Source organism: Defluviimonas sp. SAOS-178_SWC (assembly GCF_039830135.1).
Lineage (GTDB): Bacteria > Pseudomonadota > Alphaproteobacteria > Rhodobacterales > Rhodobacteraceae > Albidovulum.
The window spans coordinates 3,235,346-3,257,253 of the sequence record NZ_CP156081.1; the positions used below are offsets into that span (position 1 = coordinate 3,235,346).

A 21,908-nucleotide genomic window follows, 5' to 3' on the forward strand; every position below is an offset into this window, starting at 1 on the left:
CGTCATGCGACCTTTCGGGTTGGTTGGTTCCCTCCCGGAATCTGGACCACCCTAAGTATGGAATCCGGGCGGTTGGTCGGCTAGGGATGATGTCTTGAGCCAAGGCAGCATGGCCATCGGCGGTTGGTCACCGATTGCGCCATGCGGTCTAGCTTCGTTGTATTCCCGGCGCCAGGTTTCGACCTTTTCGCGGGCGTCTTCGCGGCTCAGGAACCAGTGCTGCGCGAGGCATTCCAGACGCACGATGGCATTGTAGCTCTCGTGACCTGCCACGGGTCTTTCATCCAGCAGCGACGGGAGCCCGGTTGGTGTTTACGCCGATCGGCGCAGGTTGAGCAATCGCCCGACGCGCGGAGCTTTCATCTCGCGCAGTGGGGCGGGCGATTGCGGTGGTCAGGGCCCGCGCGTAGTCTGCCGGTGTCAGGTAGTCCAAGGCCGAGTGCGGGCGTTCGGTATTGTAGTCGGCAGCCCAGGCGGCGATCACGATCCGCGCGCGGGCCAAGTTGCGGAACATGGTCTCGTTGAGCAGCTTGTCCCGCATCCGCCCGTTGAAGCTCTCCACGAAGCCGTTCTAAATCGGCTTGCCCGGCGCGATGTAGTGCCACTCGACCGGTGCGCGGCAGCGAAGGTTAAGATTGCATTACTGGTCAGTTCGGTGCCGTTGTCAGAGACAATCATCCCCGGCTTTCCGCGGCGCTCGATCAGGGCCGTCAGTTCACGCGCCACACGGCGCCCCGAGATCGAGGTGTCCGGGATCGCCGCGAGGCACTCCCGGGTGACATCGTCGACCACGTTGAGCACCCGGAAACGCTGACCGTTGGCGAACTGGTCGTGAATGAAATCCAGCAACCATCGCGCATTGGGCCGCGCCTTGACCAGGATCGGGGCTCGCGTCCCGATAGCCTTGCGCCGTGCCTTTCGCTCGCGCACCGTCAGCCCCTCCTCGCGATAGAGCCGATAGATCCGGTTGATGCCGGAAGGCCGCCTTCGCGCCGCAGCAGCACGAAGAGCCGCCGATAGCCGAACCGTCGGCGCTCGTTGGCCAGCTCCCGCAACCGCCCGCGCAGCACCGTGTCCGGTGCACGCTGCGCCAAGTAGCGGACCATCTTGCGAGCCGGCCCGGCAATCCGGCACGCCCGCCGTTCCGAGAGCCCGAACCGGGCCTTCAGATGCGCAACAGCCTCGCGCTTCACAGCAGGCGTCACCACTTTTTTGAAACCAGTTCCTTCATCGCCGCCAGATCCAGTATCTGCTCGGCCAGCAGCTTCTTCAGCTTCGCGTTCTCATCCTCGAGCGCCTTTAGCCGCTTCGCCTCCGACACCGTCATGCCGCCGAATTTGGCCCTCCAGTTATAGAAGGTGCCTTCAGACATGCCGTGCTTGCGGCACAGATCCGCGCACTTCACCCCTGCCTCGTGCTCGGCCAGGATGCCGATGATCTGCTCGTCCGTGAATCTCGTTCGCTTCATTGTCCGTCCTCAAGTTGGGCCGGACTCTAATCGACGGTGGAGGAAAAAATCCCGTGGCAGGTCACCTTTGGCCGACCGTGCTTCCGGCATGCGTCGTCCAGGGAGTAGATCACTTCCATGGCGGTCTCCGACCGGCAGACCCGAATTACCGGAGAGAGACGACTCCAGGTGTCGATCACGGTCAGGACCCAGAGCAGTCTGCCGTCAAATGTTTCGTCTAACATCCGATCCATCGCTCAGACCTGGTTTGGCCCGGTCGCGTCGCTGCGATCGCTCCGGAGCTCCGCCATGACCCGCCGACGTGACGGTTCCAGCCGCATCTGGAGCGCCTCAAGATTGTACAATCGCCTGACCCGTTCTACGTTTATCTCCCAGCTTTCACGCCGCAGCAGGATATGGATACGCCTGTACCCGTAGCGGACACCCTCATTGCCGACCACGCCGAAACGGTGCCAGACCCGTTTCCAGAGCAACGGCACCTAATCTGCAGCCCATTCTGTTACATCAGCGCTTTTCAACATCATCCGCCTTGCCCTTTCGGGCGTTGCGGCGGCGAACAGTCTCATCTCGGCCGCCTCGATGCGCCTCTTGGGTGGAACCAAAATCGGATTAGCGAGCAATGACATATTGCTACTGCACAAGACTGCCCGCCAAAGCTCAACCAGATTTCAGATGCACGTCACGCATTCACATCTATGCAAAGTTTTGCGTTCGGCGATGAGCTCTGGGCTGACCAGATGTCGGTAATATTGCTAAGCGTCATTCGCTTGGTTGGCAGAACGAAGTCGCCTTTATTGGCAAGTTCACACAACTCGGCATAGGCCGCCTTCCGGACGTCAGGAGATTCAGTGGAGGACGAATACCCGACAATCGACGCCGTCTTGCCGCGCAAGAAAGCCGGAGCTAGTGGCATCGAGACCGCCGCAGAATGTCCAATCTGCACAAGTCGGGCTTTCGCCGTTGAGGCCAAGAGAGCAGCATGCGCCGGCATTCCCCAAACTGGATCGAGGATGACGTCAAGCCGACCCGATGCCGCTTGGCGAATTTTGTCTGCCAACGTGAAGGCGTCTTCATCGTCCGCAATAGCCACGTTGGCATCTGCACCGAGGTCCTGGATCGCGGCCAGATTCCGGGCGGCCGCAACAACCCGGCCTGCGCCCAGACGACGTGCAAGCTGAACGGCACCCTGGCCTACGATCCCGCTGGCGCCCAGAATGAGAACCGTCTCGCCCTTCTGCAGATTACCTCCCGATTTCAGCGAAAAATACGAGGTCAGTCCGCCGATACCCAGCGCAACGCCCATTTCATCGCTGACGCCGTCGGGAAGATCGAAGGACCGGTCAGGCGCGGCCACTGCCTTTTGCGCCATGGATCCATATGGCGAAACTGCAGAGAAATAGACCCGCTTGCCATCCAGCATGCCGACCCCTTCGTTGCCGGGCACGCGCGGAAATCCGACGCCGGGCTGGGTGGCCAGGAACATGTCGATCGGGTTCATGCCCGCAAGTGCCACTTCGACAACCGGCCCGGCAGTATTGCCCGCCGGCACAGGGAAGTCCGCAAATGCAGGAACGCCGGCCTCGGTCAGAACGGCAGCTTTCATTCTAGTCATGGTGTGATCTTCTCAGGCAAGGGGGTGTCCAGTTCGCCGGCGTCCAGAAAGAGGGCAAGCAAGGGATAATACCCCGCGATGGCCGTCGCTTCTGTGGCGATCTCGGGCCCGAACGCCTTGGCGATCCGGGCAAGCTCTTCTGCATTGGCGCGGCGGGCCTGAACGGCATGGCGGACATAGCGCACGATGGCACGGTCGCCGCCAGTCAGCCCGTCGCCGCTGCCGTCAAGGATGCTCTGCCGCTCGGCCGGGGTTAGTCCCGCCTTCACGGCAAGCTTGTCGTGATAGTCCCACTCATATCCGGATCCGTTGGCCGCCGCTGCGGCAAGAATTGCAATCTCACGCTGGCGATCGGTCATCTTGCTGCGATAGCGAATGGCTTCCCCGACACCCTGAATTGCGTCGCAAAGCGCCGGGCTGTCCAGGATCGCGAGGAACGGCAAGGGGACGCCACCGCGCGGCCCGTTGGAGATCCGGTCGTGGACCGCACGTTGTTCGGCAGTCATTTCGCTGATGTCTCGGGCACCGATCCGCATGTCTGCTCCGTCAAAAAAGCGGGCAGGACGGCAACACTGTCGCCCTGCCCTGGGGGGATGGTCTCAGCGCCGGTTGAAGATGGCCTTCGCGGCGTCTCCTACCGCCTCGACCTTCTCTTCGACATCTTCCATCAGCAGGATGCGGCAGGGGCTGGATTCCAGGCCGTCATAACGCCAAGGATAAGCGCCGATCAGTCCGCGCTTGTTCAGGCACAGTTCGATGTCGCCGCCGACATTTTCCGCGTGGATCAGACCACGGTCGAACCCAAGGGCGTGGAAGGGAAACAAGCTTTCGGTCACTTCGCGGCCCGAGCGGCTGTGGGTATAGCTGTAATCCCCGAAGAACTCCTCGCAGGTCATGCCGACCTTTTCTTCGAAGCGCTTTGCCAGGTCTGGCCGCATGTTCCGGATAGACGTGTTCATCGCATGGTCGCCCGACCCGCAGTCGACGCCGAACCACTTGATCTTCATGTCCAGCATCCATTCCAGCAACTCCATCTTGCCGCCCGGGTGCATGCAGAAGTAGCGCACCAAATCCTGCTGCGGCTGGCCTTCCCAATAGCGGTGCCAACCGGTGTGCAGGATCAGAATGTCGCCTTCCTTGACCTCGACCGGCGCGCTTTCGATCATAGCCGGTGTGATGACGGCCCAGTCCTCCATGTGTTCGGAGATGTCGACGACCGCGCCCGGGCTGACCAGGTAGTCCATCGGATAGGACGCCATGTCGCCCATGCCGTCAGCGCCGTGCATCGCGCCGTCGATATGGGTGCCGGTATGCATCGCGATATCCACGCGCTGCGCCACGATCTGCTTGGTTTGCAGGTTCTGGGCATAGTACATCTTGTTGCCCGCATAGCCGACCCATCCAGGTGTATGGATGTTCATCATATGCGTCATATCGGTGATCTTCATGACTCGCTCTCCATCCTTGTGCGGCCGCGATGGCCGTCAAAAAATCTAATCTCATTAAAACTTAGTCAAGCATGACTGACAATAGGCGAATCCGGCCGTGGCCAAAAAATCTCTAGAATCTTCCGAACCCACAGCATGTGGTAGCGCATGAGGGGGAATTCGATATCGAACCGCAACCCAGCATTGACAAAATCATTAAAAAAGCTTTTAGTGTTTTGAAAAGTGGTTGCACCCTCCAGTTGCGACGCGCTGGCGTGCCGCTCGGACGAATGCACGCCCGCTGCCAAACTGGAAGGTCTGCATATGATCAAAAAGATTAAAGTCCGCGTGCGCTCGATCGTTGAACTGACCGATCGGGTTCGGTCCTATGAACTGGTGTCCCCGGTCCGATCGCAGACGCTGCCGCCATTCACCGCCGGAGCGCACGTCACGGTGTATCTCAAATCTGGCACGGAACGCCGTTATTCCCTGTGCAACGATCCGCAGGAATCGCACCGCTACTGCATTGCCGTTCAGCGCGAGGATGGGGGGCGCGGCGGCTCAAAGGAAGTTCATGGGACCATCCAGGTTGGTGACGAGATCGAGATTTCCACGCCGCAGAACCACTTTCCGATGGACAGCCGGGCCAAGAATTCCGTTCTGATCGCCGGTGGCATCGGGGTGACGCCGATCTTGTCCATGGCGCGCCGTCTTGCACGCCGCGCCGCGCCTTTCACGCTGCTTTGCCTAGCCCGCGACGAGGAATCCGCCGCCTTCTATGATGAAATTCAGGATTTGCGCAACGAGTCCGTCAAGGTTACCTGGCATTTCGACGGGGGCGATCCGTCCCGGCTTTTTGATATCAAGGGCTTTCTTGCGGCGCAGCCCGAGGGTGCCCACCTCTATTGCTGCGGGCCGACCGGCCTGATGGACGCAGTACAGTCCCTGTCCGCGCATTGGGCCAAAGGATCAGTGCATTTCGAATATTTCGCCAATGACGATGCCGGTCTGACCGACGACGACACGGCCTTTACGGTTAGTATTCCTCGGCTTGGCAAATCGGTCGAAGTTCTTGCGAACCAAACCATTATCGAAGCCCTGGAACAAGCGGGGGTCGATGTCGATTACAGCTGCCTTGAAGGCACCTGCGGCACCTGCATCGTTCCGCTGCTGGAAGGCGAGGCCGATCACCGCGACAAAGTCCTGACGGAAAGCGAGCTTGCGTCAAACATCGCGCTTTGCTGTTCGCGCGCAAAGACCAAGTCCATCACAATCGAGCTGTAAATCCCGGCGTCGGCAACCTGCCGCGATGCCACAAGTCCGAGCAAGACCATAAGCACCGCGGTTGCGACGGCACGCGGATCGTGATCGGCCATGTCCCGACGCGGGTCAGCATCTTCACCCCCCGCGAGTTCGGCCATGCGCAAAGCGATGCCGTCGAACAGGGACGCGTCGCCCTGCTGGACGCGGTCGAGGAACAGAAGCCCCAGCGCCGCGCGCCCGCTTTGCGACGCGTCGAGACCTCGAAGCGCGTCAGTGAAACGCAGGATGGCGGGATCCTCTACACGGCTCGAAAGCGCGGCAAAGGGCGGAAAGCCTGAGCACTATCTCGGCCTGTGAGGCCTTCCAAATATAGAGGCGCGCACATGCGGATACCCCATTTGGGCGCTCCGGCTGAAAGGTCGGCTGACGCCGGATAGATGTTTGCAACGGATCTACGCGGCCAAGCCCTCTGAACCCTTGCAACGGGAGAGCCGTCCATAGAGGTAGTGCCTCTCGCCATTATTCTTCACGAAAATCTCGTCGAGATGCCATTGCCAGCGGCTTGACCGCATGCCCGCGAGGCGCCTCCTCCGGATCTTCGAGGCGAACATCGTGAACCGCCCCGGTTTTGCCGGAGGTTCCAACTCCTGAGTAGGATGGAGCATCCTGAGCAAGACCACGAACAAGTTTTCCCCTGAAGTCCGCGAACGCGCCGTGCGGATGGTTCTCGACGGCGAAGGGCAGCGCGGCTCCCGCTGGCAGGCGATCACGTCGATCGCAGCGAAGCTCGGATGTTCGGCGAACACGCTGAACGACTGGGTCAAGAGGGCCGAGGTCGACAGCGGGACGGCTCCACCCATCTGGTCGACTGCGCCGATACGCCCGAGACGACACGGATGCGGGAACGGCTCCGGGCCTATAACGAGCTTCTGGCGCGCACCTTCATCGACATTCCGGGCCTCGAGGAGCCCGTGATCCAGGCCGGAGACGGGGCGGCAAACCGGGTACTGGTTGGACCATCACGGAAATTCGTGAGGCGGATTTTCAATCCGGGGTCTTGGGAACTCAACGGTCGCTTCTATGGCGGCTGGTGGCAGCAGGTCGGAAAGGACTGGCGGTCCCAGATCTTCATCAACGACACGCCAACGGTGGAGGTGGACTTCAAGGGCCTCCACGTCGCCATCCTGAGCGCCGAGAAAGGCAAACCGCTGGAAGGCGATCCCTACGCGTTGCCCGAAGGGACGCTGCCGGGAACTGCGCCGGAGCTCCAAAGGGCGCTGATCAAGAAGCTGTTGCTGACTGCGATCAACGCCAGAGACGACAAGTCGGCTTTCCGATCCTTTCGCGACGGCTTCCCGGCGGGGCATATGGCCAAGGGGCTGACCAACAATCAGCTTTCTGCTTTTCTTTCTGCCTTCACCGACAAGCACCCCCACCTCTCAGATGCCCTCTGCTCCGACCAAGGCATCCGGCTGATGAACGTGGACGCCCAGATCGCAGAGCGGGTCATTGGTCGATTTACCGCCCTCGGGCATCCCGTCCTCTGCATCCACGACAGCTTCATTGTCCCCTACACCCACGTTCGGGCGCTCCGGGGCACCATGCGGCAGATGGCGTGGCAGGTGGTCGCGGCGGAACTTGCCGTTGACGCCTCGGCCCCCGGTCTGGACGAGATGGGCGACCGCCCGCCGGACGTGCAGCTGGACTTCATCGCCTGGATGCAGTCGCCCCGCTGCCCCGGCTACCTCTCGCGGCTGGACGAGCACGAGCGGCTATGGGGTTCTCTCCCTGTGTTTCCTAAGAGGGGTTAAGAAGAATGCTGCAGGAGAGGCTTCTTCTGGTCCTCTCCCTGCTCCTATCCTTCTGTTTCTCCATTACTTATACCTATTAGGAGACCCCCAGCAGACAGGGAGCGATCCCTTGTGCTGCAGTATGCATACCCATCCCTTAAGGCCCAGCGCCCCGGAGCGACCCCGTAGCGGCCCGCAACAGGTGGGGCACTATCTGGGGCACTCGGAGGAGCCAGAAGCTCCCACGGTCTCAATCCACGTTCCACGGAGAGTTGATGGCTGTGCTGGCAGTCCCGGGCTAGCCGGTCTCGGACTTCGAAATCCCTGTTTACAGGGAATTAACAGGGAAATCGGCGCGCTTTCGGGGTTCAGGGGCGCGTTTCGCCCTAATTAGTGACGCTTTTTCAATGCGTTGTGTGACAATTCCCTGCGCGCAATAACAGGGAAATGGAATTGCGTGATCAGGGAAGCTCACAGGGAAGTACAGGGAACGGAGTAAGCGTCCATTCGCCACACACTTGTCGTTGTTGGCAGATTTCCGATTTTCTTGGCTTCACGGTGTTGAAGCGAGAGGAGATCGAGATGTCGGAGGACGGGTGCCGCCGGGCGCGGTATGGCGAAGCGTTCTGGCGGGCGCATCACGAGGCCTGGAAGCGCGGTGACCTGAATCAGCGGGAATATTGCGAGGTGCAGTGCCTGTCGCTGAAGGCGTTCGGGAACTGGCGGGCGAAGTTCATGGCCGAACCTGAGGTGCCGGTGCGCAAGTTGCTCTGGCGGCGCGGCGGCGCAAGTCACACCCTAGGTCACAACCAGAGTCACACTCTTGGTCACACCGCAGGTCACATGACTTATCCCAGTTCGGAGGTGCCCGAGGTGCCGGCCGTGCCGCCTCTGCGTGACGGTCACCGCCGGCGTTTCAGCGATGTGCAGCGCGCTCGCATCCTGGCCGAAGCGGCCCGACCCGGTGCCAGCGTCTCCGAAGTGGCGCGCCGCTACGGCATCGCCCGGCGCGTGCTTTGCCGCTGGCGGCAGGAAGAGGCGGTGCGGTTCGTGGATGTCGAGATCGCCGATGGGGAGATGGCGCCATGACCTTGCTGCCTGCCGGCGTCAAAGTGCACCTGGCGTTTGGCTACACCGATATGCGGAAGGGGATGGACGGTCTGGCCGTGCTCGTTCAGGAAGTGCTGCATCAGGATCCGTTCACCGGGCATCTCTTCGTGTTCCGGGGGCGCAATGCCAGTCTCATCAAGATCGTGTTCTGGGACGGCACCGGCCTGTGTCTGTTCACCAAGAGGCTGGAGCATGGTGTCTTCGTCTGGCCGGCCAATATCGAGCCGGGACGGACGCTTTCTCTGACATCAGAGCAGCTCTCGCATCTTCTGGAAGGGATCGACTGGCGGGCGCCGGACCAGCGCTGGCGACCGGCGGCGGCGGGCTGAAAGACCTGCGGCGCATTGACTCAGGGCGGTGATAGCGGCGCGGGATGAGCCTGCGGCATGGTACAATCGACCATGTCCATCGACCTTGCCAGCCTGCCGGACGACGTGGAAGCGCTGCACGCGCTGATCGGCGATCTGGTGCGCGAGCGGGACAGCGCGCGGGCCGAGGCGGAGGCCGAGATCGCGCGGCTGAGAGGCATTCTGAAGACGCTGCAGCGGATGCAGTTCGGCCGCCGATCGGAGCGCCTCGATCCCGATCAGCTGCAACTCGGGCTCGAGGACGTGGCCGCCGATCTGGTGGAGCTGGAAGAGGCCGCGGATCGCAATGAACGCCGTCCGGGCACAGCTGCACGTGGCAAGGATCAACGTCTCAGCCTGTCGGACCATCTGCCGCGTGAAGACCGTGTCGCCGATGTGGATGCGGAGGTCTGTCCCTGCTGCGGCGGGGCCCTGCACCTGATCGGCGAGACGGTCAGCGAAATGCTGGACCATGTGCCGGCGCAGTTGCGGGTCGTGCGGATCCGCCGGCCCAAATACGGTTGCCGGACCTGCGGGACGATCCATCAGGCCCCGGCGCCGGAGCGGCCGATCGCGAAGGGACTGGCAACACCGGCACTCCTGTCACATGTCCTGATCGGCAAATACTGTGATCACCTGCCGCTCTACCGGCAGAGCCAGATCTTCGCCCGCCAGGGGGTCACGCTGAACCGCTCGACGCTGGCGAACTGGGTGGCGGGCGCCGCCTGGTGGCTTGCCCCGATCCGGGATCGGATCGCCGATCACGTGATGGCGGCGGAACGGGTCTTTGCCGATGATACCGTGCTGCCGGTACTCGACCCCGGGCGCGGCCGCACCCGCACCGGGCGGCTCTGGGTCTATGCAAGGGACGACCGCCCCTGGGGCGGGAACGATCCGCCAGCGGTTCTCTATCGTTACAGTCCGGATCGGCGGGCCGAGCGGCCGGCGGCGCATCTGGAGCACTTCAGCGGCATTCTCCAAGTCGACGGCTATCCCGGCTTCGAACCGCTGGCCGCACGGCGCGACATCGTGCTGGCTGCCTGCTGGGCGCATGCGCGGCGGAAGTTCTGGGAGGTGCATCAGGCCACCGGATCGCCCATTGCGCAGGAGGTCCTGCGCCGGATCGCGGCGCTCTATGCGATCGAGGCGGAGATCAGGGGCGGATCCGCCGCGGGCCGGCAGGCCGTGCGTGACCACCGTGCGCGCCCGATCGTTGATGATCTGAAGCCCTGGCTGGAACTGCAGCTGCCACGCCTGCCACAGCGCAGTGGTCTTGCAGAGGCCATCCGCTATGCGCTCGCCCGCTGGCCGTCGCTCTGCCGCTTCCTCGACGATGGTCGGATCGACCTTGACACCAATACGGTCGAGCGTGCCATCCGCCCCGTCACGCTCGGCCGCAAGAATGCTCTCTTTGCCGGCTCCGACGGCGGTGCCGACAGATGGGCCACAATCACCACGCTGATCACCACCGCCAAACTCAACAATGTCGAACCGCAGGCCTGGATCACCGATGTCCTGCAGCGCATGACCGACGGCCATCCGATCAGCCGTGTCGATGATCTCTTGCCCTGGAACTGGCAGCCCAGTTCGAACTGACGCCGCGAAGTGTCAGAAATGGACGCTTACGAACGGATCAGGGGAAACAGGGACCAGCTATTTGCGCCGTCTGCTCCTGCCAAACTCCGGCATGCCAAGTTCAGCCGGCCCGCCCTCGTCCGCATCATCGTCGTCGGGCAGATCGGCCCAGAGCAATGTGACGGCATGCCCGTCCCGGCCAACGCGTGTCTGCTCGTAGATCTCCACGCCGTCCCGGTCGGTCCAGGCCGCGGCCGGGCTATCCACCATCTCGGTGTAGCCCGGCGTGCCATTGCGGATGGCCCGCATGGCTTGGGTCAGATCAGACAGCGTCTCGCCCCTGCCGCGCGGAATCCATGGAAAAGCAGGATGGCGCTTTGCCGAGCGGACCTTGCCACCCTTTGTCCAGATCGCCGCGACTGGCAGATCGAAGAGATCGAGATAGCGCCGGATCGTCGCCTCCAGGCTCAGGTCAAGGGCGTCAGCCGCCTTCTGAAGTGTGCGCAGATCCGGATCTCCTCCGAGGCAGGTGCGCATCCTGTATGCCGGCGCCAGGAGAGCGATCGCGAAGAGGTTTGCTTCGGCCTCCTGCTTGTGGTGCCGCGTATCGTCGCGCGCCTCACTCATGTCCGTGGTGGTGCACCGGAAACCGCCCTCCCCGCTCAGCAGGTGCCGCTCCATGAGAAAGTGCCCGAGCTCATGGGCTATGCTGAAGCGCGCCCGACGCGGACCGTGCGACATGTTGACCAGGATACTGCCAATGCTGCGCGACCTGTTGGTCAACAGCATGCCCTCGAGACCTTCGAGCTGCTCCCGGCGGACCTCCCCGATGTCGAGCGCATATGCGATCTCACCGACGGGAACCGCGCAGTCGATTGGACCAAGCTGTCGGTGAATGGCGTCGGCCAAGCGCTGGGGCGCGTGGATGTCCGCAAGGTCGATCCGATTGAGGTCCAGTGGCCTAAGCTTTCTCGTCCATCCGGTCGCGCATCGACCGGATCATGTCCTCCACGACGAGACGATCGCGATCCGACAGGTCATGCAGATCGCGGTGAATGCGCTCGATGCGCTGTTCTTTCATCGAGGGCGCGGTCTCTTCGCCGACCAGCACATCGATGCTGACCCCGAAGTGCCGCGCGAGTGCGCGGACGAGTTCGAAGGACGGGTTCCTGCTGCGGCCTTTCTCAAGCTCCCAGACATGCGCCTTCGAAACCCCTGCCGCATCGGCGACTTGCTGAAGAGACTCGCCGCTCTTCCGGCGCAGATCGAACAGCCGCTCCCCGATGTTCATGGTTCACCTCAAAATAAGCTTCGTCGAACAGTACTGTAAACCATATTTGACGACAGGCAATGTCAGACTTATCTTACAGCGCAGGTCGGCGAATCATTCGCCGGCGGGCAGTCAAGAAAGGAGGCTCCAATGAAGGGCCTGTTCATCGAAGAGATCGCCGTGGGCGATCTGAGACCCTGGGCGAAGAACGCCCGCACCCATTCGAAGAAGCAGCTTCGCCAGATTGGCGAGAGCATCCGGACCTTCGGGTTCACGAACCCGGTGCTGATCGACGCGGCGAGCACGATCCTCGCCGGCCATGGCCGGGTCGAGGCGGCCAAGCTCATCGGCATGAGCCATGTGCCCTGTGTCCGGCTCGAACACATGACGCCGGAGCAGAAGCGGGCCTATGTGCTTGCGGACAACAAGCTCGCCTTGAATGCCGGCTGGGACGAAGAGCTGCTGGCCGAGGAATTGCAGGCGCTGATGGGCGTCGAGGATCTCGGCTTCGACATCGGCGTGACGGGCTTTGAACTGGGTGAGATCGACACGCTGGTCACCGGGCTCTCGGTCGAGGAGCCGGGCGACCCGGAGGATGACGTGTTGCCCGTGGCGGCGCCGCGACGGGTCTGCCCGGGCGATGTCTGGCAGCTTGGGCGGCATCGGCTGGTCTGCGGTGACGCGCTCGATGCGGATGTCGTGGCGACGCTCATGGCAGGCGAGAGTGCACGAATGGTGTTTTCTGATCCGCCCTATAACGTGAAGATCGACGGCCATGTCGGTGGCTCGGGCAAGATCAGGCACCGCGAGTTCGCCATGGCCGCGGGCGAGATGACGGTTTCGGAGTTCACCGACTTTCTCACCCGCGCCTTCCGCAACATGGCCGAGCACAGCATGGGCGGCTCGATCCACTATCTCTGCATGGACTGGCGCCATATGGGCGAGATGCTGGCAGCGGGACACGCGGTTTACGGCGAGCTGAAGAACCTGATCGTCTGGGCCAAGGACAATGGCGGCATGGGCACGTTCTACCGCTCGCGCCATGAACTGATCTTCGCCTTCAAGAAAGGTGATGCGCCACATGTGAACACCTTCGAGCTTGGTCAGCACGGGCGCTACCGGACGAACGTCTGGCAATATCGCGGCGTGAACACGATGCGGGCGGGCCGGATGGAGGAACTGGCGCTGCATCCGACCGTCAAGCCCGTGCAGATGATCGCGGATGCGATCCGCGATGTCTCGGGCCGGGGCGAGATCGTGCTCGACCTCTTCGGCGGATCGGGCTCGACGCTGATCGCGTCGGAGAAGACCGGGCGACGGGGATACCTCGTCGAGCTGGATCCCATCTACTGCGACCGCATCCTCGCTCGCTGGGAGGCTTATGCGAAGGACGAGGCCGAACGCCTGGTCTGCGGCTGGCCGCAGATCCATCAGAAGCTGGAGGCGGCGGAATGAGTGGGCGGGGAAAAGACAGGCAATCCCGGGCACTCGTCGCGCGCCCGGGTTACGAAGTGGGGTTTGGCAAGCCGCCCGCGGCGACGCGGTTCAAGCCCGGCCAGTCAGGCAATCCGCGCGGGCGGCCGAAGGGCGCGAAGAACAAGCGGCCGGGGCTGCACGAGGAGCGCATGAAGGACATCATCCTCGACGAAGCCTACCGGACGATCACGGTCCGGGACGGGGATCGCAACATCACCGTGCCGATGGCACAGGCGATCATGCGCTCGCTCGCGGTCAATGCCGCCAAGGGTCAGCATCGGGCACAACGGCTTTTCGCGGAGCTGTTGGCCTCGGTCGAGACCAGCAACAAGATGCTGAATGATGAACTGCTGAACTCCGCGATGGATTACAAGATCGCCTGGGAGCGTGAGCTCGACCGGCGGGACCGGCTTGGCATCACGGACCTGCCGGATCCCTTGCCGCATCCCGACCACGTGGTGATCGACATGAACCGCGGCACCACGCGCATCATGGGCCCGGTGACACGTGCCGAGGAGGCCGAACTGAAGAAATGGCGGGAGCGCCGGGATGACTTCGCCGAGGAGCTCTCCTGGATCGTTGAGCAACTGGAATCCGAAGAGAATGAGCAGGTACGCAAGGCTCTCGAAGACGATGCAGATCAAACTCGCAAGGTGCTCGAGATCATCGACACTGCGCTCGCGCACGTGCCGGCGCCAGGGTCGACGCGGTTGCTTGGGAGAAACGGTTGAACGGCGGGAACGCGGAGCCGCGTCGATTCATCCCAAATTCGATCCAACAGATGCCGGGGGTGAACACCTAGAGCCCGCAGTACGAATCTCGCCGCCGGAGTCGGGCCAGCAGGCGGTCGATCTCTGCGGCGGCCCGATCGGTCAGCTTCGGACCAGGCGTCCGGAGCGCGGCCTCGGCGATGGCGCCGCGACGGGCGAGGATGTGCTTGCGGACTGTGAGACCGATGCCGGGCTGATGCTCATAGCGCAGCAGCGGCAGGCGTGCGTCGAACAAGTCGGCCGCTGCCTCCGGGTCAGTGACTGAGAGGTCGACTACCCGGCGCAGCATCTCGGGGAAGGCATAGCCGGTCATTGCACCGTCGGCGCCACGGCCCATTTCCATGTCGAGAAAGAGCCCGCCGTTGCCACAGAGAATCGAGAGCGCGCGCAGCTCTCCGTTTGCCTGCCAGTCCCGAAGCGCGCTGATCTTCTCGAAGCCCGGCCAGTCCTCGTGCTTCAGCATCACGCAGGCGGAGTGGGCCTCAACCACGCGGCGGATCACACCGGGGCTCATTATGACGCCGGTCACCGCCGGATGATCCTGCAGCACCCAAGGCGTATCGTGGCCGATAGCGTCCACCGCATTGGCGAACCAGTCGGCAATCTGGTCGTCGGTACGCATAGTGCCGGGAGGTGTCATCATCACGCCCGCTGCGCCCGCATCCATCGCCGCCGCCGACAGATCGTGGATGGCCGGCATACCAAGCGCAGACACGCCGACGATGATGGGCTTGCCGACCGCTGCCGCGATCACCTCTCGGACAACAGTCAGGCTTTCTTGCGGCCTAAGCTTATGGGCCTCGCCCGTGATACCGAGAATGGTGATCCCGTCGATTTCCCGCTCAAGGTACCAATCGGTCATGCACCAGGGCGGCGGCGGTGGTGAAGCCGACGGCCAGACCCTTCTGGCAGGCCGCCAGGCCGAGGCCGAGGGCGACATGGGTCTTGCCGGTTCCTGATGGCCCGAGGGCGATGACATTCTCGCGCCGCTCGATCCATTCCGCAGTATCTTGTCGAAGCGCACCCCAAACTTGCGACGATAGAAGGAATCATCGCCAACCCCGACCTGGTCGGCAACCGGTTCTTCTCGTGCCCCGATGGCTGGACCTGCAATTATACCAACTGCCACATGGCTGAAGCCGCAAAGATGCAGGAGGTCGGCATCGAGGTCTTTGTGCTAGGATCGGGCGAGACGCTAACAGCCTCGCTGGCTTCGGCCTATGCCGATAAGCAACCTTGGTTCCGCTACTACTGGGCGCCGACCCCGATTCTGGGCAAAAATCCAATGCTCATGGTCGATGTGGGCCCCTACGACAAGGATGCGTTCGACTGTAACGCGTCGGAGGATTGCAGCGATCTGAAGATATCGGCCTAAATGGCTCGACGAGGCGGAGGGCACACGAACCGTTGCTTCTCAAATCTGATGTGTGGACCGGCAAGAAAAATACCTATGCCTTGGAGCCAACATAACCTCGATCCACCCCTGCCTCTGGTATTTATCAATATGACCTAATCCGGATCTCTGAACGCCACTCTGATCCAACTGATGAATGCTTCCGCGGCGAGCGTTGGTCTTCTGGTCGTCGGGATGGCCAGATAGAATGATCGTCGCTTGATCGGTTTGGCCAAGACGGGTTGAACGAGCTTCCCGGACGAAAGGAACGTCTCCATCAGCGGCGTGCCGATCAGGGCGAAGCCCTGACCATCGAGCACAGCCTGCACCAAGTTCGTATAGGTGTTCACCGTGATGCCACCCTTCAGCCGGAAACCTTTGCGACCGTTAACTTCGAACCAGTTCTGCCAGCGGGTTTGCTGGTCATAGGGCCCGTCGAGATGAATGAGCGGGAAGGCTTCCAGATCCTCCGGGCACAGTATGCGGCCAGGTGTGATGAAATCTGCGGCGCAGGTCGGTGCAATGACTTCCTCCTGAAGATACTCATAATTCACATTGGCGGCGGGAGGCGCACCATACCTGATGGCGATGTCGATGCTCTCTTCAGCTATGTCCAGATAGCGGTCCGAGACGACGAAGCGCAGGTCTATCTCCGGATACTGTTGGCGAAAGGTCCCGATCCGCGGCATCAACCAATATGTCGCAAAGCCGGTGGTCGCGGTGACCACCAAGATTTTGTTGTCAGGCTTTCGGACAATGTCGGTCGTAGCACCCGCGGCCCGTTCCAGCGCTGCGGCGATTTCATAGTGGTATCGTTGCCCGACTTGGGTGAAAGACAAAGCCCTGTTCTCTCGGCGGAACAAAATCACACCAAGATAGCTTTCCAGCGCCTTGATCTGCTGGCTCACCGCGACTCGCGAGACGTTCAGTTCCTCTGCGGCCTTTGTGAAGTTCATAAGCCGCCCCGCCGCTTCGAATGTCACAAGCAGGTTTGGCGGTGGTAAGACGAAGCGAAGCCTTTGCATATCACGTTTTTTAGCCGCACTGCGGCACATTTTCTAGAGTGTCATAGTCAATGGCCACATGTGCGCCGGTAGCCAGCAAACGAGGTCGGCGTCAGTTTAGGGTCGTGCGATGCGAATGCGGCGACCGGCCGAATTGCGCGCGAAACAGCTTGCAGAAATGCGAAGGCGAGACAAAGCCGGTCGCGACGGCTATTTCGGTAATCGAAAGTTCGGTCTGTAGGAGAAGGTTGCGAGCGCGCTCCAGCCGCATCCTGTTGAAATAGGCCTTCGGCGAGGAAGACAGGAACTTCTTGAACAATCGCTCTAGCTGGCGCGTCGAGATCGTAAGCTCTTCGGCAATCGCGGCGGGCGAGAGCGGATCTTCGATGTGCTTTTCCATGATGGATATAGCCCGCACCACCGGACCGCAGCGCATCCCGTGGCGAGACTGAATGGAGACACGCTGAGCCGCGCTTTCCTCGCGCACGGTATTGTACACCATCTGGTCCGCGACCAGTGTGGCGAGGTCTTCGCCGTGCTTCTGCCGGATCAGGTGCAGCATCAGGTCCGCTACCGCCGTTCCGCCGGCCGCGGTCAGGACGTTCTCATGTGCGACGAACACGCTGCGCACCAGCCGAACGTCGGGGAAGGCTTCGGCAAAGATGTCGTGATAGGCCCAGTGGAGCGCCACATCCATCCCGTCGAGGAAACCGCATTTGGCCAGGGCAAAGGCACTGGCTCCAAGCCCCGCCAGTGGCGTGCCGGTGGCACGTTCCCGTCTGAGGTAGGCCAGAACCGCCGGGGGCAGTGCCTTCTGTATGTCGTTGCCAGTGATAAGAACAAGGCGCTCGGCACCTCGTGCCGGTTCAAGTCCGCAGTCCACTTCCAGCTTGCAGCTATTGGAGGCCATTACCGGACAGCCGTCCTCGCTGGCGACCGTCCAACGGAAGTGCGTTTTGCCGCTTGCAAGGTTCGCGAGACGCAGGGGCTCGACCGCGCAGCAAAACGCCAGATGCGAAAACTGCGGCAACAGCAAGAACACGAAATGCGACGGGCCGTTCGCTTCCGGGCTTGGATTGAACTCTCTTGTTCGAAGGAAGGTCATCTACAGATACCTTCTACTGCGGGGCGCTTCAAGCCGAGTGCAGAGGGTGATGGTTTCGGAGGCCGGGCTATCTGGCCGCATGGCGGGCCTTGGCAAGTGGTCGATAGACAAGACCGACGGGCCCGGTCTCGTACCATCGGCGATGACCCCGGTCCCGGGCGGATACGCCGAAGCTTTGCGAAACCCGGTCGATCATGATGGCGAGGCAGACAATCCCCAACCCCCCAACCGTGGCAATGCCCATGTCAAGACGACCGATTCCGCGCAGAACCATCTGGCCTAGACCCGTGACGGAGATCATCGAAGAGACCACGCTCATCGCCAGCGCCATCATTATGGTCTGATTGACTCCTGCCATGATGGTTGGCGCAGCGAGTGGAAGCTCGATCTTGAGCAATGTCTGTCGACGGCTGGCCCCGAAGGCGCGCGCGGCCTCGACCATGTCGGGCCGCACCTGGCGGATGCCGAGATTGGTCAGTCGCACGACGGGAGGGAGCGCATAGATGAAGGTGACTATGACCCCCGAGACGTTACCGATCGAGAAAAGCATGACGACGGGGACCAGATACACGAAGGATGGGATCGTCTGCATCAGGTCAAGGATCGGTCGCAGGATTAGCCAGAAACGATCGCTCCGCGCGGCATAGATCCCGAGCGGAATCCCGACAAGGGCGCAAAAGATCACGCAGGTCAGGACAATCGACAGAGATGTCATCGCTGGTTCCCACGCACCCATCAAGCCGATGGCCAACATCGAGGCCCCGGCGATCAGCGCGATCCTGCGGCCACCTGCCTGCCACGCGATCAACAGGATGACCCCGTAGATCAAGAGATCGGGGGCACCGGTTAGGGCGCCTTCGAACCCCCGCAGAACAAGGTCGAAGGGAACCTTGATCGCCTGAAATATGTAGCGGAAATTCTCGACGACGTATTTCAGCGTCGCCTCGACCCAGTTACCCACCGGCAACCAAACCGTGTCGAAAATGTTGTACAGGTCCACTTTCATGCGTCTACCCTCGCAGCGCGCGCAGCGCGTCGGTGATGGTGATCTGCCCGACCGCCGCGCCGAACGGATCGGTCACCGTCAGAGGCTGCTGGTCAGACAAGAAGAGGTCGATGACGGCATCAAGCCGAGAGCCGGTGGAAATAGTCTTGGGCGTGACCTCGCGACCATCGAGCGGCGTCATGATGGTTTCCGCTCGCACCAATCCGATGCGGGAAATTCCTTTCACAAACTCCTGCACATAGTCGTCGCTGGGCCGGGTGACGATTTCCTCGGGCGTTCCGATCTGGACGATCTCGCCATCGTTCATGATCGCGATGTGTCTGCCCATGCGGATCGCCTCATCCAGATCGTGGGTGATGAAGACGGTCGTCTTCTTCAGCTTGGTCGACAGTTCCAGAAACTGATCCTGCAACTGCCGCCGGATCAGGGGATCAAGCGCGGAGAAGGGTTCGTCCATCAGAAGGATTTCCGGATCGGCGGCGAGAGCGCGGGCCAGGCCGACGCGCTGCTGCATCCCGCCGGAAAGCTGATCCGGGTAGTGGTCCGCCCAGCCATCCAACCCCATCGAGGCCAGTGCCCTTTCCGCCGCGGCGCGGCGTTGCGCGGGCGGGATGTCGCGCACTTCAAGGCCAAAGGCGGCATTTTCCGCAAGCGTGCGATGGGGCCACAGCGCCATGTGCTGGAACACCATGCCGATCTTTTCGGCACGCAGCTGGCGCAGTTCGGATTCGCCCATCCGGTCGACTCTTGCACCTGCAACGTGAATCTCGCCCGAGGTGGGGTCGATCAACCGGTTGATATGGCGCACCAGGGTCGACTTGCCTGAACCTGACAGACCCATGATGCAGAAGATCTCGCCGCGTTCGACCGTGAAGCTGACATTTCGTACACCGAGCACGCAGCCAAACTGGTCACGGACCTGTTCCTTGGAAAGGCCACGCTCCTGCACGGCCCGCATCGCTTCGGCCTCGCGCTTGCCGTAGATCTTCCACAGGGCGCGGCATTCGATCTGGGGTTCGGACGCCGGCTCTCTCCGATCCGCTTTCGATGGGTTGTCTAACATACGGAACCTCCATGCGCCGATCGTTTGTCTGTTCCACATTGGGGCGACGCGGCCCAAGCCGGTTTTCGTTCGGCGGCTTTCAAAGTGAGGCACTCAGGCGCAATGAATCCAGAATGGCCGCGTGGATGTTGCGGCTGGAGATCGCGTCACCCACCCGGTAGAGTTCAAACCTGCCCTTCCCGGCACGGATCGGCTGCGGCGCGCTGGTGATCAGCGCATCCAGGTCGGTCACGCCATCGTTGACTGAATCACTGCGCAGGTCGAGGAAAAGCCCGTCCAGCGGCAGGGTGCCGCATTCAACAATCACCTGCGGCGCGCGCAACACCTTCTCTTCCAGCGTGACCTCGTTGACCAGCACAGCTTCCAGTTCGTTGCCTGCTCGCTGGACACGCCGCAGATGGTGTTCAAACAGCATCGGCGTGCTTAGCTGGTGCATTCGGCGCTTCCAGCCGAACCTTTCGCCATAAACCAGATCCTGGCCCATCTGGACATCCAGCGAAACCAAGGTGGTCGCCTTGCCCTGTTCGCCAGCCATCTCGGCGCAGAGCAGGGCAGGATGGCGGCCGGTGCCGTCATAGATGATCGAGCTTTCGCGCAGCGCGACTTCCTTCGTCAGGATGTCCCAGACGCTGGTGCAGAGCTCGGCTCCGGGAAGCCAGCCGAGATCGGGCATTCCGCCGGTCGCTACGATCACCACGTCGGGATTTTCAGCGCGGACTTCGTCGGCCTCGACAAAGCGGTTGAGTCGAACTTCGACGCCGAGTCGTTCCAGCTCGGCCTCCCGCCACTGGACGATGCCGATCAGATCTTTGCGCCACGATCCCTTGGCACCCAGCAGAACCTGGCCGCCAAGCTCGCGGTTCGCCTCGAAGAGCACGACCTTATGGCCGCGCTCGGCCGAGATGCGCGCGGCTTCGAGGCCGGCCGGGCCACCGCCGACGATGACCACCCCGCGCCCCGTTTCTGGGGAGGGGGCCGCATGATGGGGCAGTTTTGCCTCGCGGCCTGTTGCCGCATTGTGCAGACAGGCAGGCCGATAACCCGACATGCAATGAGTGGCGCCGATGCATGGACGGATCCGGTCCTCTTGTCCCGCCGCGAGCTTGCGGACCAGATGCGGATCGGCGATATGGGCGCGGGTCATGCCGACCATGTCGAGCAGCCCCTGTCGGATAGCATGGCGGGCCGAGGCCACGTCCAGCACACGCGCGGCGTGGAAGACCGGCAGGCCGACCTCGCGCCGGAAGGTGCCGATCTTCTCGACCCAGGGGGCGATCGGAGAATCCATCCCTGGCATACTGTCGCGGGCCTGACCGCGTTCGGTATCGGCACGACCATAATTGGCGTTGAAGAAGTCGAGCCCGGCCTCGGCCTGCAGGAGCTGCGCCGCAGCGATGCAATCGGCGAGCGACAGCCAGCCCTCACCGCCCTCTTCCACCGTCAGGCGCATCCCCACGATGAATTCGTCGCCGACCTGGCGGCGGATTTCCTGATGCACCAGAATTGGAAAACGCATCCGGTTCTCCAGAGAGCCGCCGAAACGGTCGGTGCGCTGGTTCATTGCCGGCGACATGAACTGCCCGATCAGGTGGCCGGCAGCAATCGTTTCCAGCCCGTCAAGCCCACCCTCCTTACACCGTCGCGCAGCTGCACCGAAAGCCTTCACGACACGGGCGATGTCGTGCTCATCCATTTCCTTGGGAAAGCTGCGATGCAGGGTCTCGCGGATCGGCGAGGGTCCGATGGTCGGCAGCCAGTTTCCGGCATAGGGCTCGCCGCGCCGGCCAAGATGGGTGATCTGGCACATCAACGCCGCGCCCTGACCGTGCATCCGTTCCGAGAACTGCTGAAAATAGGGAATGATCCGGTCATCCCCGACATAAAGCTGCTGGAAGACCGAGGGCGAATCCGGTGCCACATTGGAGGACCCGCCGAACATGCTGAGACTGATCCCGCCGACTGCCTTTTCCTCGTGGTAACGCTGATACCGCTCGGCGGGCATCCCACCCTCTTCCAGGCCGCAGGCATGGCTGGTGCTCATGATCCGGTTGCGCAGCGTCAAGTGCTTGATCTTCAATGGCTCTAGCAACGGGTCACGGCGCGTGGCGGTTGCGGCGTCTTCCACAGTGTTAGGTGTCGGGCTGGTCATGACGGATAGTATCCCGGTCGATGTACGGCATTGCTGGCGGATGGGGTCAGGTGGGGCGATATGCACCGCCCCACCATGTC

22 protein-coding genes and 4 pseudogenes are annotated in these 21,908 nt (G+C 62.1%); 10 read left to right on the forward strand and 16 right to left on the reverse strand.

Going from position 1 to position 21,908, the window contains the following annotated elements; genetic code table 11:
* Nucleotides 1–51: 51 nt before the first annotated feature.
* The 6 genes and pseudogenes from V5734_RS16720 to V5734_RS16740 form a co-directional block, all read right to left on the reverse strand.
* The gene (locus tag V5734_RS16720) at nucleotides 52–273 is read right to left on the reverse strand and encodes an integrase core domain-containing protein (RefSeq protein ID WP_432759636.1); all 222 of its coding nucleotides are present in this window, start codon (nucleotides 271–273) and stop codon (nucleotides 52–54) included.
* A gap of 7 nt (nucleotides 274–280) precedes the next feature.
* Nucleotides 281–1,468: pseudogene (locus V5734_RS16725) on the reverse strand (IS3 family transposase).
* A gap of 236 nt (nucleotides 1,469–1,704) precedes the next feature.
* Nucleotides 1,705–1,947, reverse strand: coding sequence for an IS3 family transposase (locus tag V5734_RS21625; RefSeq protein ID WP_432759637.1), 243 nt, complete (start codon nucleotides 1,945–1,947; stop codon nucleotides 1,705–1,707).
* Between the two features lie 200 nt (nucleotides 1,948–2,147).
* The gene (locus tag V5734_RS16730) at nucleotides 2,148–3,080 is read right to left on the reverse strand and encodes a quinone oxidoreductase family protein (RefSeq protein WP_347310755.1); all 933 of its coding nucleotides are present in this window, start codon (nucleotides 3,078–3,080) and stop codon (nucleotides 2,148–2,150) included.
* Complete coding sequence (locus V5734_RS16735) at nucleotides 3,077–3,586, reverse strand: carboxymuconolactone decarboxylase family protein (RefSeq protein WP_347310756.1); 510 nt, start codon at nucleotides 3,584–3,586, stop codon at nucleotides 3,077–3,079. The genes V5734_RS16730 and V5734_RS16735 overlap by 4 nt, the downstream gene beginning before the upstream one ends.
* Nucleotides 3,587–3,679: 93 nt before the next feature.
* Complete coding sequence (locus V5734_RS16740; protein WP_347310757.1) at nucleotides 3,680–4,528, reverse strand: cyclase family protein; 849 nt, start codon at nucleotides 4,526–4,528, stop codon at nucleotides 3,680–3,682.
* A 303-nt stretch (nucleotides 4,529–4,831) separates the two neighbouring features.
* Between V5734_RS16740 and V5734_RS16745 the strand changes: the two genes are divergently transcribed.
* Entirely contained in the window at nucleotides 4,832–5,791 is a 960-nt protein-coding gene (locus tag V5734_RS16745) for a PDR/VanB family oxidoreductase (protein WP_347310758.1), read from the forward strand.
* Entirely contained in the window at nucleotides 5,746–6,108 is a 363-nt protein-coding gene (locus V5734_RS16750) for a hypothetical protein (protein ID WP_347310759.1), read from the forward strand. Before V5734_RS16745 ends, V5734_RS16750 begins: the two co-directional genes overlap by 46 nt.
* Nucleotides 6,109–6,267: 159 nt before the next feature.
* Here the strand turns inward: V5734_RS16750 and V5734_RS16755 are convergent.
* Nucleotides 6,268–6,381: pseudogene (locus V5734_RS16755) on the reverse strand (IS6 family transposase); the annotation flags it as partial.
* Between the two features lie 55 nt (nucleotides 6,382–6,436).
* On the opposite strand from V5734_RS16755, the pseudogene V5734_RS16760 reads away from it, so the two are divergent.
* The 5 genes and pseudogenes from V5734_RS16760 to tnpC form a co-directional block, all read left to right on the forward strand.
* A pseudogene (locus V5734_RS16760) lies at nucleotides 6,437–6,616 on the forward strand (transposase); the annotation flags it as partial.
* Complete coding sequence (locus tag V5734_RS16765; RefSeq protein WP_347310760.1) at nucleotides 6,562–7,581, forward strand: hypothetical protein; 1,020 nt, start codon at nucleotides 6,562–6,564, stop codon at nucleotides 7,579–7,581. The pseudogene V5734_RS16760 and the gene V5734_RS16765, both read left to right, overlap by 55 nt.
* Before the next feature lie 561 nt (nucleotides 7,582–8,142).
* Nucleotides 8,143–8,649, forward strand: a complete 507-nt coding sequence (gene tnpA, locus V5734_RS16770; protein ID WP_347310006.1) for an IS66 family insertion sequence element accessory protein TnpA — start codon at nucleotides 8,143–8,145, stop codon at nucleotides 8,647–8,649.
* Nucleotides 8,646–8,999: an IS66 family insertion sequence element accessory protein TnpB gene (tnpB, locus tag V5734_RS16775; protein ID WP_347310007.1), complete on the forward strand. Its 354-nt coding sequence runs from the start codon at nucleotides 8,646–8,648 to the stop codon at nucleotides 8,997–8,999. Before tnpA ends, tnpB begins: the two co-directional genes overlap by 4 nt.
* A gap of 72 nt (nucleotides 9,000–9,071) precedes the next feature.
* Entirely contained in the window at nucleotides 9,072–10,613 is a 1,542-nt protein-coding gene (gene tnpC, locus V5734_RS16780; protein WP_347313631.1) for an IS66 family transposase, read from the forward strand.
* Nucleotides 10,614–10,670: 57 nt separating this feature from the next.
* Here tnpC and V5734_RS16785 read toward each other — a convergent pair whose 3' ends face one another.
* Both V5734_RS16785 and V5734_RS16790 read right to left on the reverse strand, forming a co-directional pair.
* Entirely contained in the window at nucleotides 10,671–11,501 is an 831-nt protein-coding gene (locus tag V5734_RS16785; protein ID WP_347310761.1) for an ImmA/IrrE family metallo-endopeptidase, read from the reverse strand.
* 52 nt (nucleotides 11,502–11,553) lie between these two features.
* Nucleotides 11,554–11,883, reverse strand: coding sequence for a helix-turn-helix domain-containing protein (locus V5734_RS16790; protein WP_347310762.1), 330 nt, complete (start codon nucleotides 11,881–11,883; stop codon nucleotides 11,554–11,556).
* A gap of 129 nt (nucleotides 11,884–12,012) precedes the next feature.
* Between V5734_RS16790 and V5734_RS16795 the strand changes: the two genes are divergently transcribed.
* Nucleotides 12,013–13,317, forward strand: coding sequence for a site-specific DNA-methyltransferase (locus tag V5734_RS16795; RefSeq protein ID WP_347310763.1), 1,305 nt, complete (start codon nucleotides 12,013–12,015; stop codon nucleotides 13,315–13,317).
* Nucleotides 13,314–14,069 carry a DUF5681 domain-containing protein gene (locus tag V5734_RS16800; protein WP_347310764.1) on the forward strand — a complete coding sequence of 252 codons (756 nt, stop codon included), beginning with the start codon at nucleotides 13,314–13,316 and terminating at the stop codon, nucleotides 14,067–14,069. Before V5734_RS16795 ends, V5734_RS16800 begins: the two co-directional genes overlap by 4 nt.
* Nucleotides 14,070–14,136: 67 nt before the next feature.
* On the opposite strand, the gene V5734_RS16805 is transcribed toward V5734_RS16800, so the two are convergent.
* Both V5734_RS16805 and V5734_RS16810 read right to left on the reverse strand, forming a co-directional pair.
* Complete coding sequence (locus V5734_RS16805; protein ID WP_347310765.1) at nucleotides 14,137–14,970, reverse strand: dihydrodipicolinate synthase family protein; 834 nt, start codon at nucleotides 14,968–14,970, stop codon at nucleotides 14,137–14,139.
* Nucleotides 14,960–15,109 (reverse strand): annotated as a pseudogene (locus V5734_RS16810) (ATP-binding protein); the annotation flags it as partial. The pseudogene V5734_RS16810 and the gene V5734_RS16805, both read right to left, overlap by 11 nt.
* Nucleotides 15,110–15,159: 50 nt before the next feature.
* Between V5734_RS16810 and V5734_RS16815 the strand changes: the two are divergent.
* Entirely contained in the window at nucleotides 15,160–15,483 is a 324-nt protein-coding gene (locus tag V5734_RS16815; protein ID WP_347313654.1) for a glycine betaine ABC transporter substrate-binding protein, read from the forward strand.
* A 134-nt stretch (nucleotides 15,484–15,617) separates the two neighbouring features.
* Here V5734_RS16815 and V5734_RS16820 read toward each other — a convergent pair whose 3' ends face one another.
* From V5734_RS16820 to V5734_RS16840, 5 genes are all read right to left on the reverse strand, one after another.
* A complete protein-coding gene (locus V5734_RS16820; RefSeq protein ID WP_347310766.1) occupies nucleotides 15,618–16,457 on the reverse strand; it encodes a LysR substrate-binding domain-containing protein in 840 nt (279 codons plus the stop codon).
* Between the two features lie 160 nt (nucleotides 16,458–16,617).
* Nucleotides 16,618–17,610 carry a GlxA family transcriptional regulator gene (locus V5734_RS16825; RefSeq protein WP_347310767.1) on the reverse strand — a complete coding sequence of 331 codons (993 nt, stop codon included), beginning with the start codon at nucleotides 17,608–17,610 and terminating at the stop codon, nucleotides 16,618–16,620.
* A gap of 67 nt (nucleotides 17,611–17,677) precedes the next feature.
* The gene (locus V5734_RS16830; RefSeq protein WP_347310768.1) at nucleotides 17,678–18,616 is read right to left on the reverse strand and encodes an ABC transporter permease; all 939 of its coding nucleotides are present in this window, start codon (nucleotides 18,614–18,616) and stop codon (nucleotides 17,678–17,680) included.
* Between the two features lie 4 nt (nucleotides 18,617–18,620).
* Nucleotides 18,621–19,679, reverse strand: coding sequence for a quaternary amine ABC transporter ATP-binding protein (locus V5734_RS16835; protein ID WP_432759691.1), 1,059 nt, complete (start codon nucleotides 19,677–19,679; stop codon nucleotides 18,621–18,623).
* 79 nt (nucleotides 19,680–19,758) lie between these two features.
* Nucleotides 19,759–21,828, reverse strand: coding sequence for an NADH:flavin oxidoreductase (locus V5734_RS16840; protein WP_347310770.1), 2,070 nt, complete (start codon nucleotides 21,826–21,828; stop codon nucleotides 19,759–19,761).
* Between the last annotated feature and the right edge of the window lie 80 nt (nucleotides 21,829–21,908).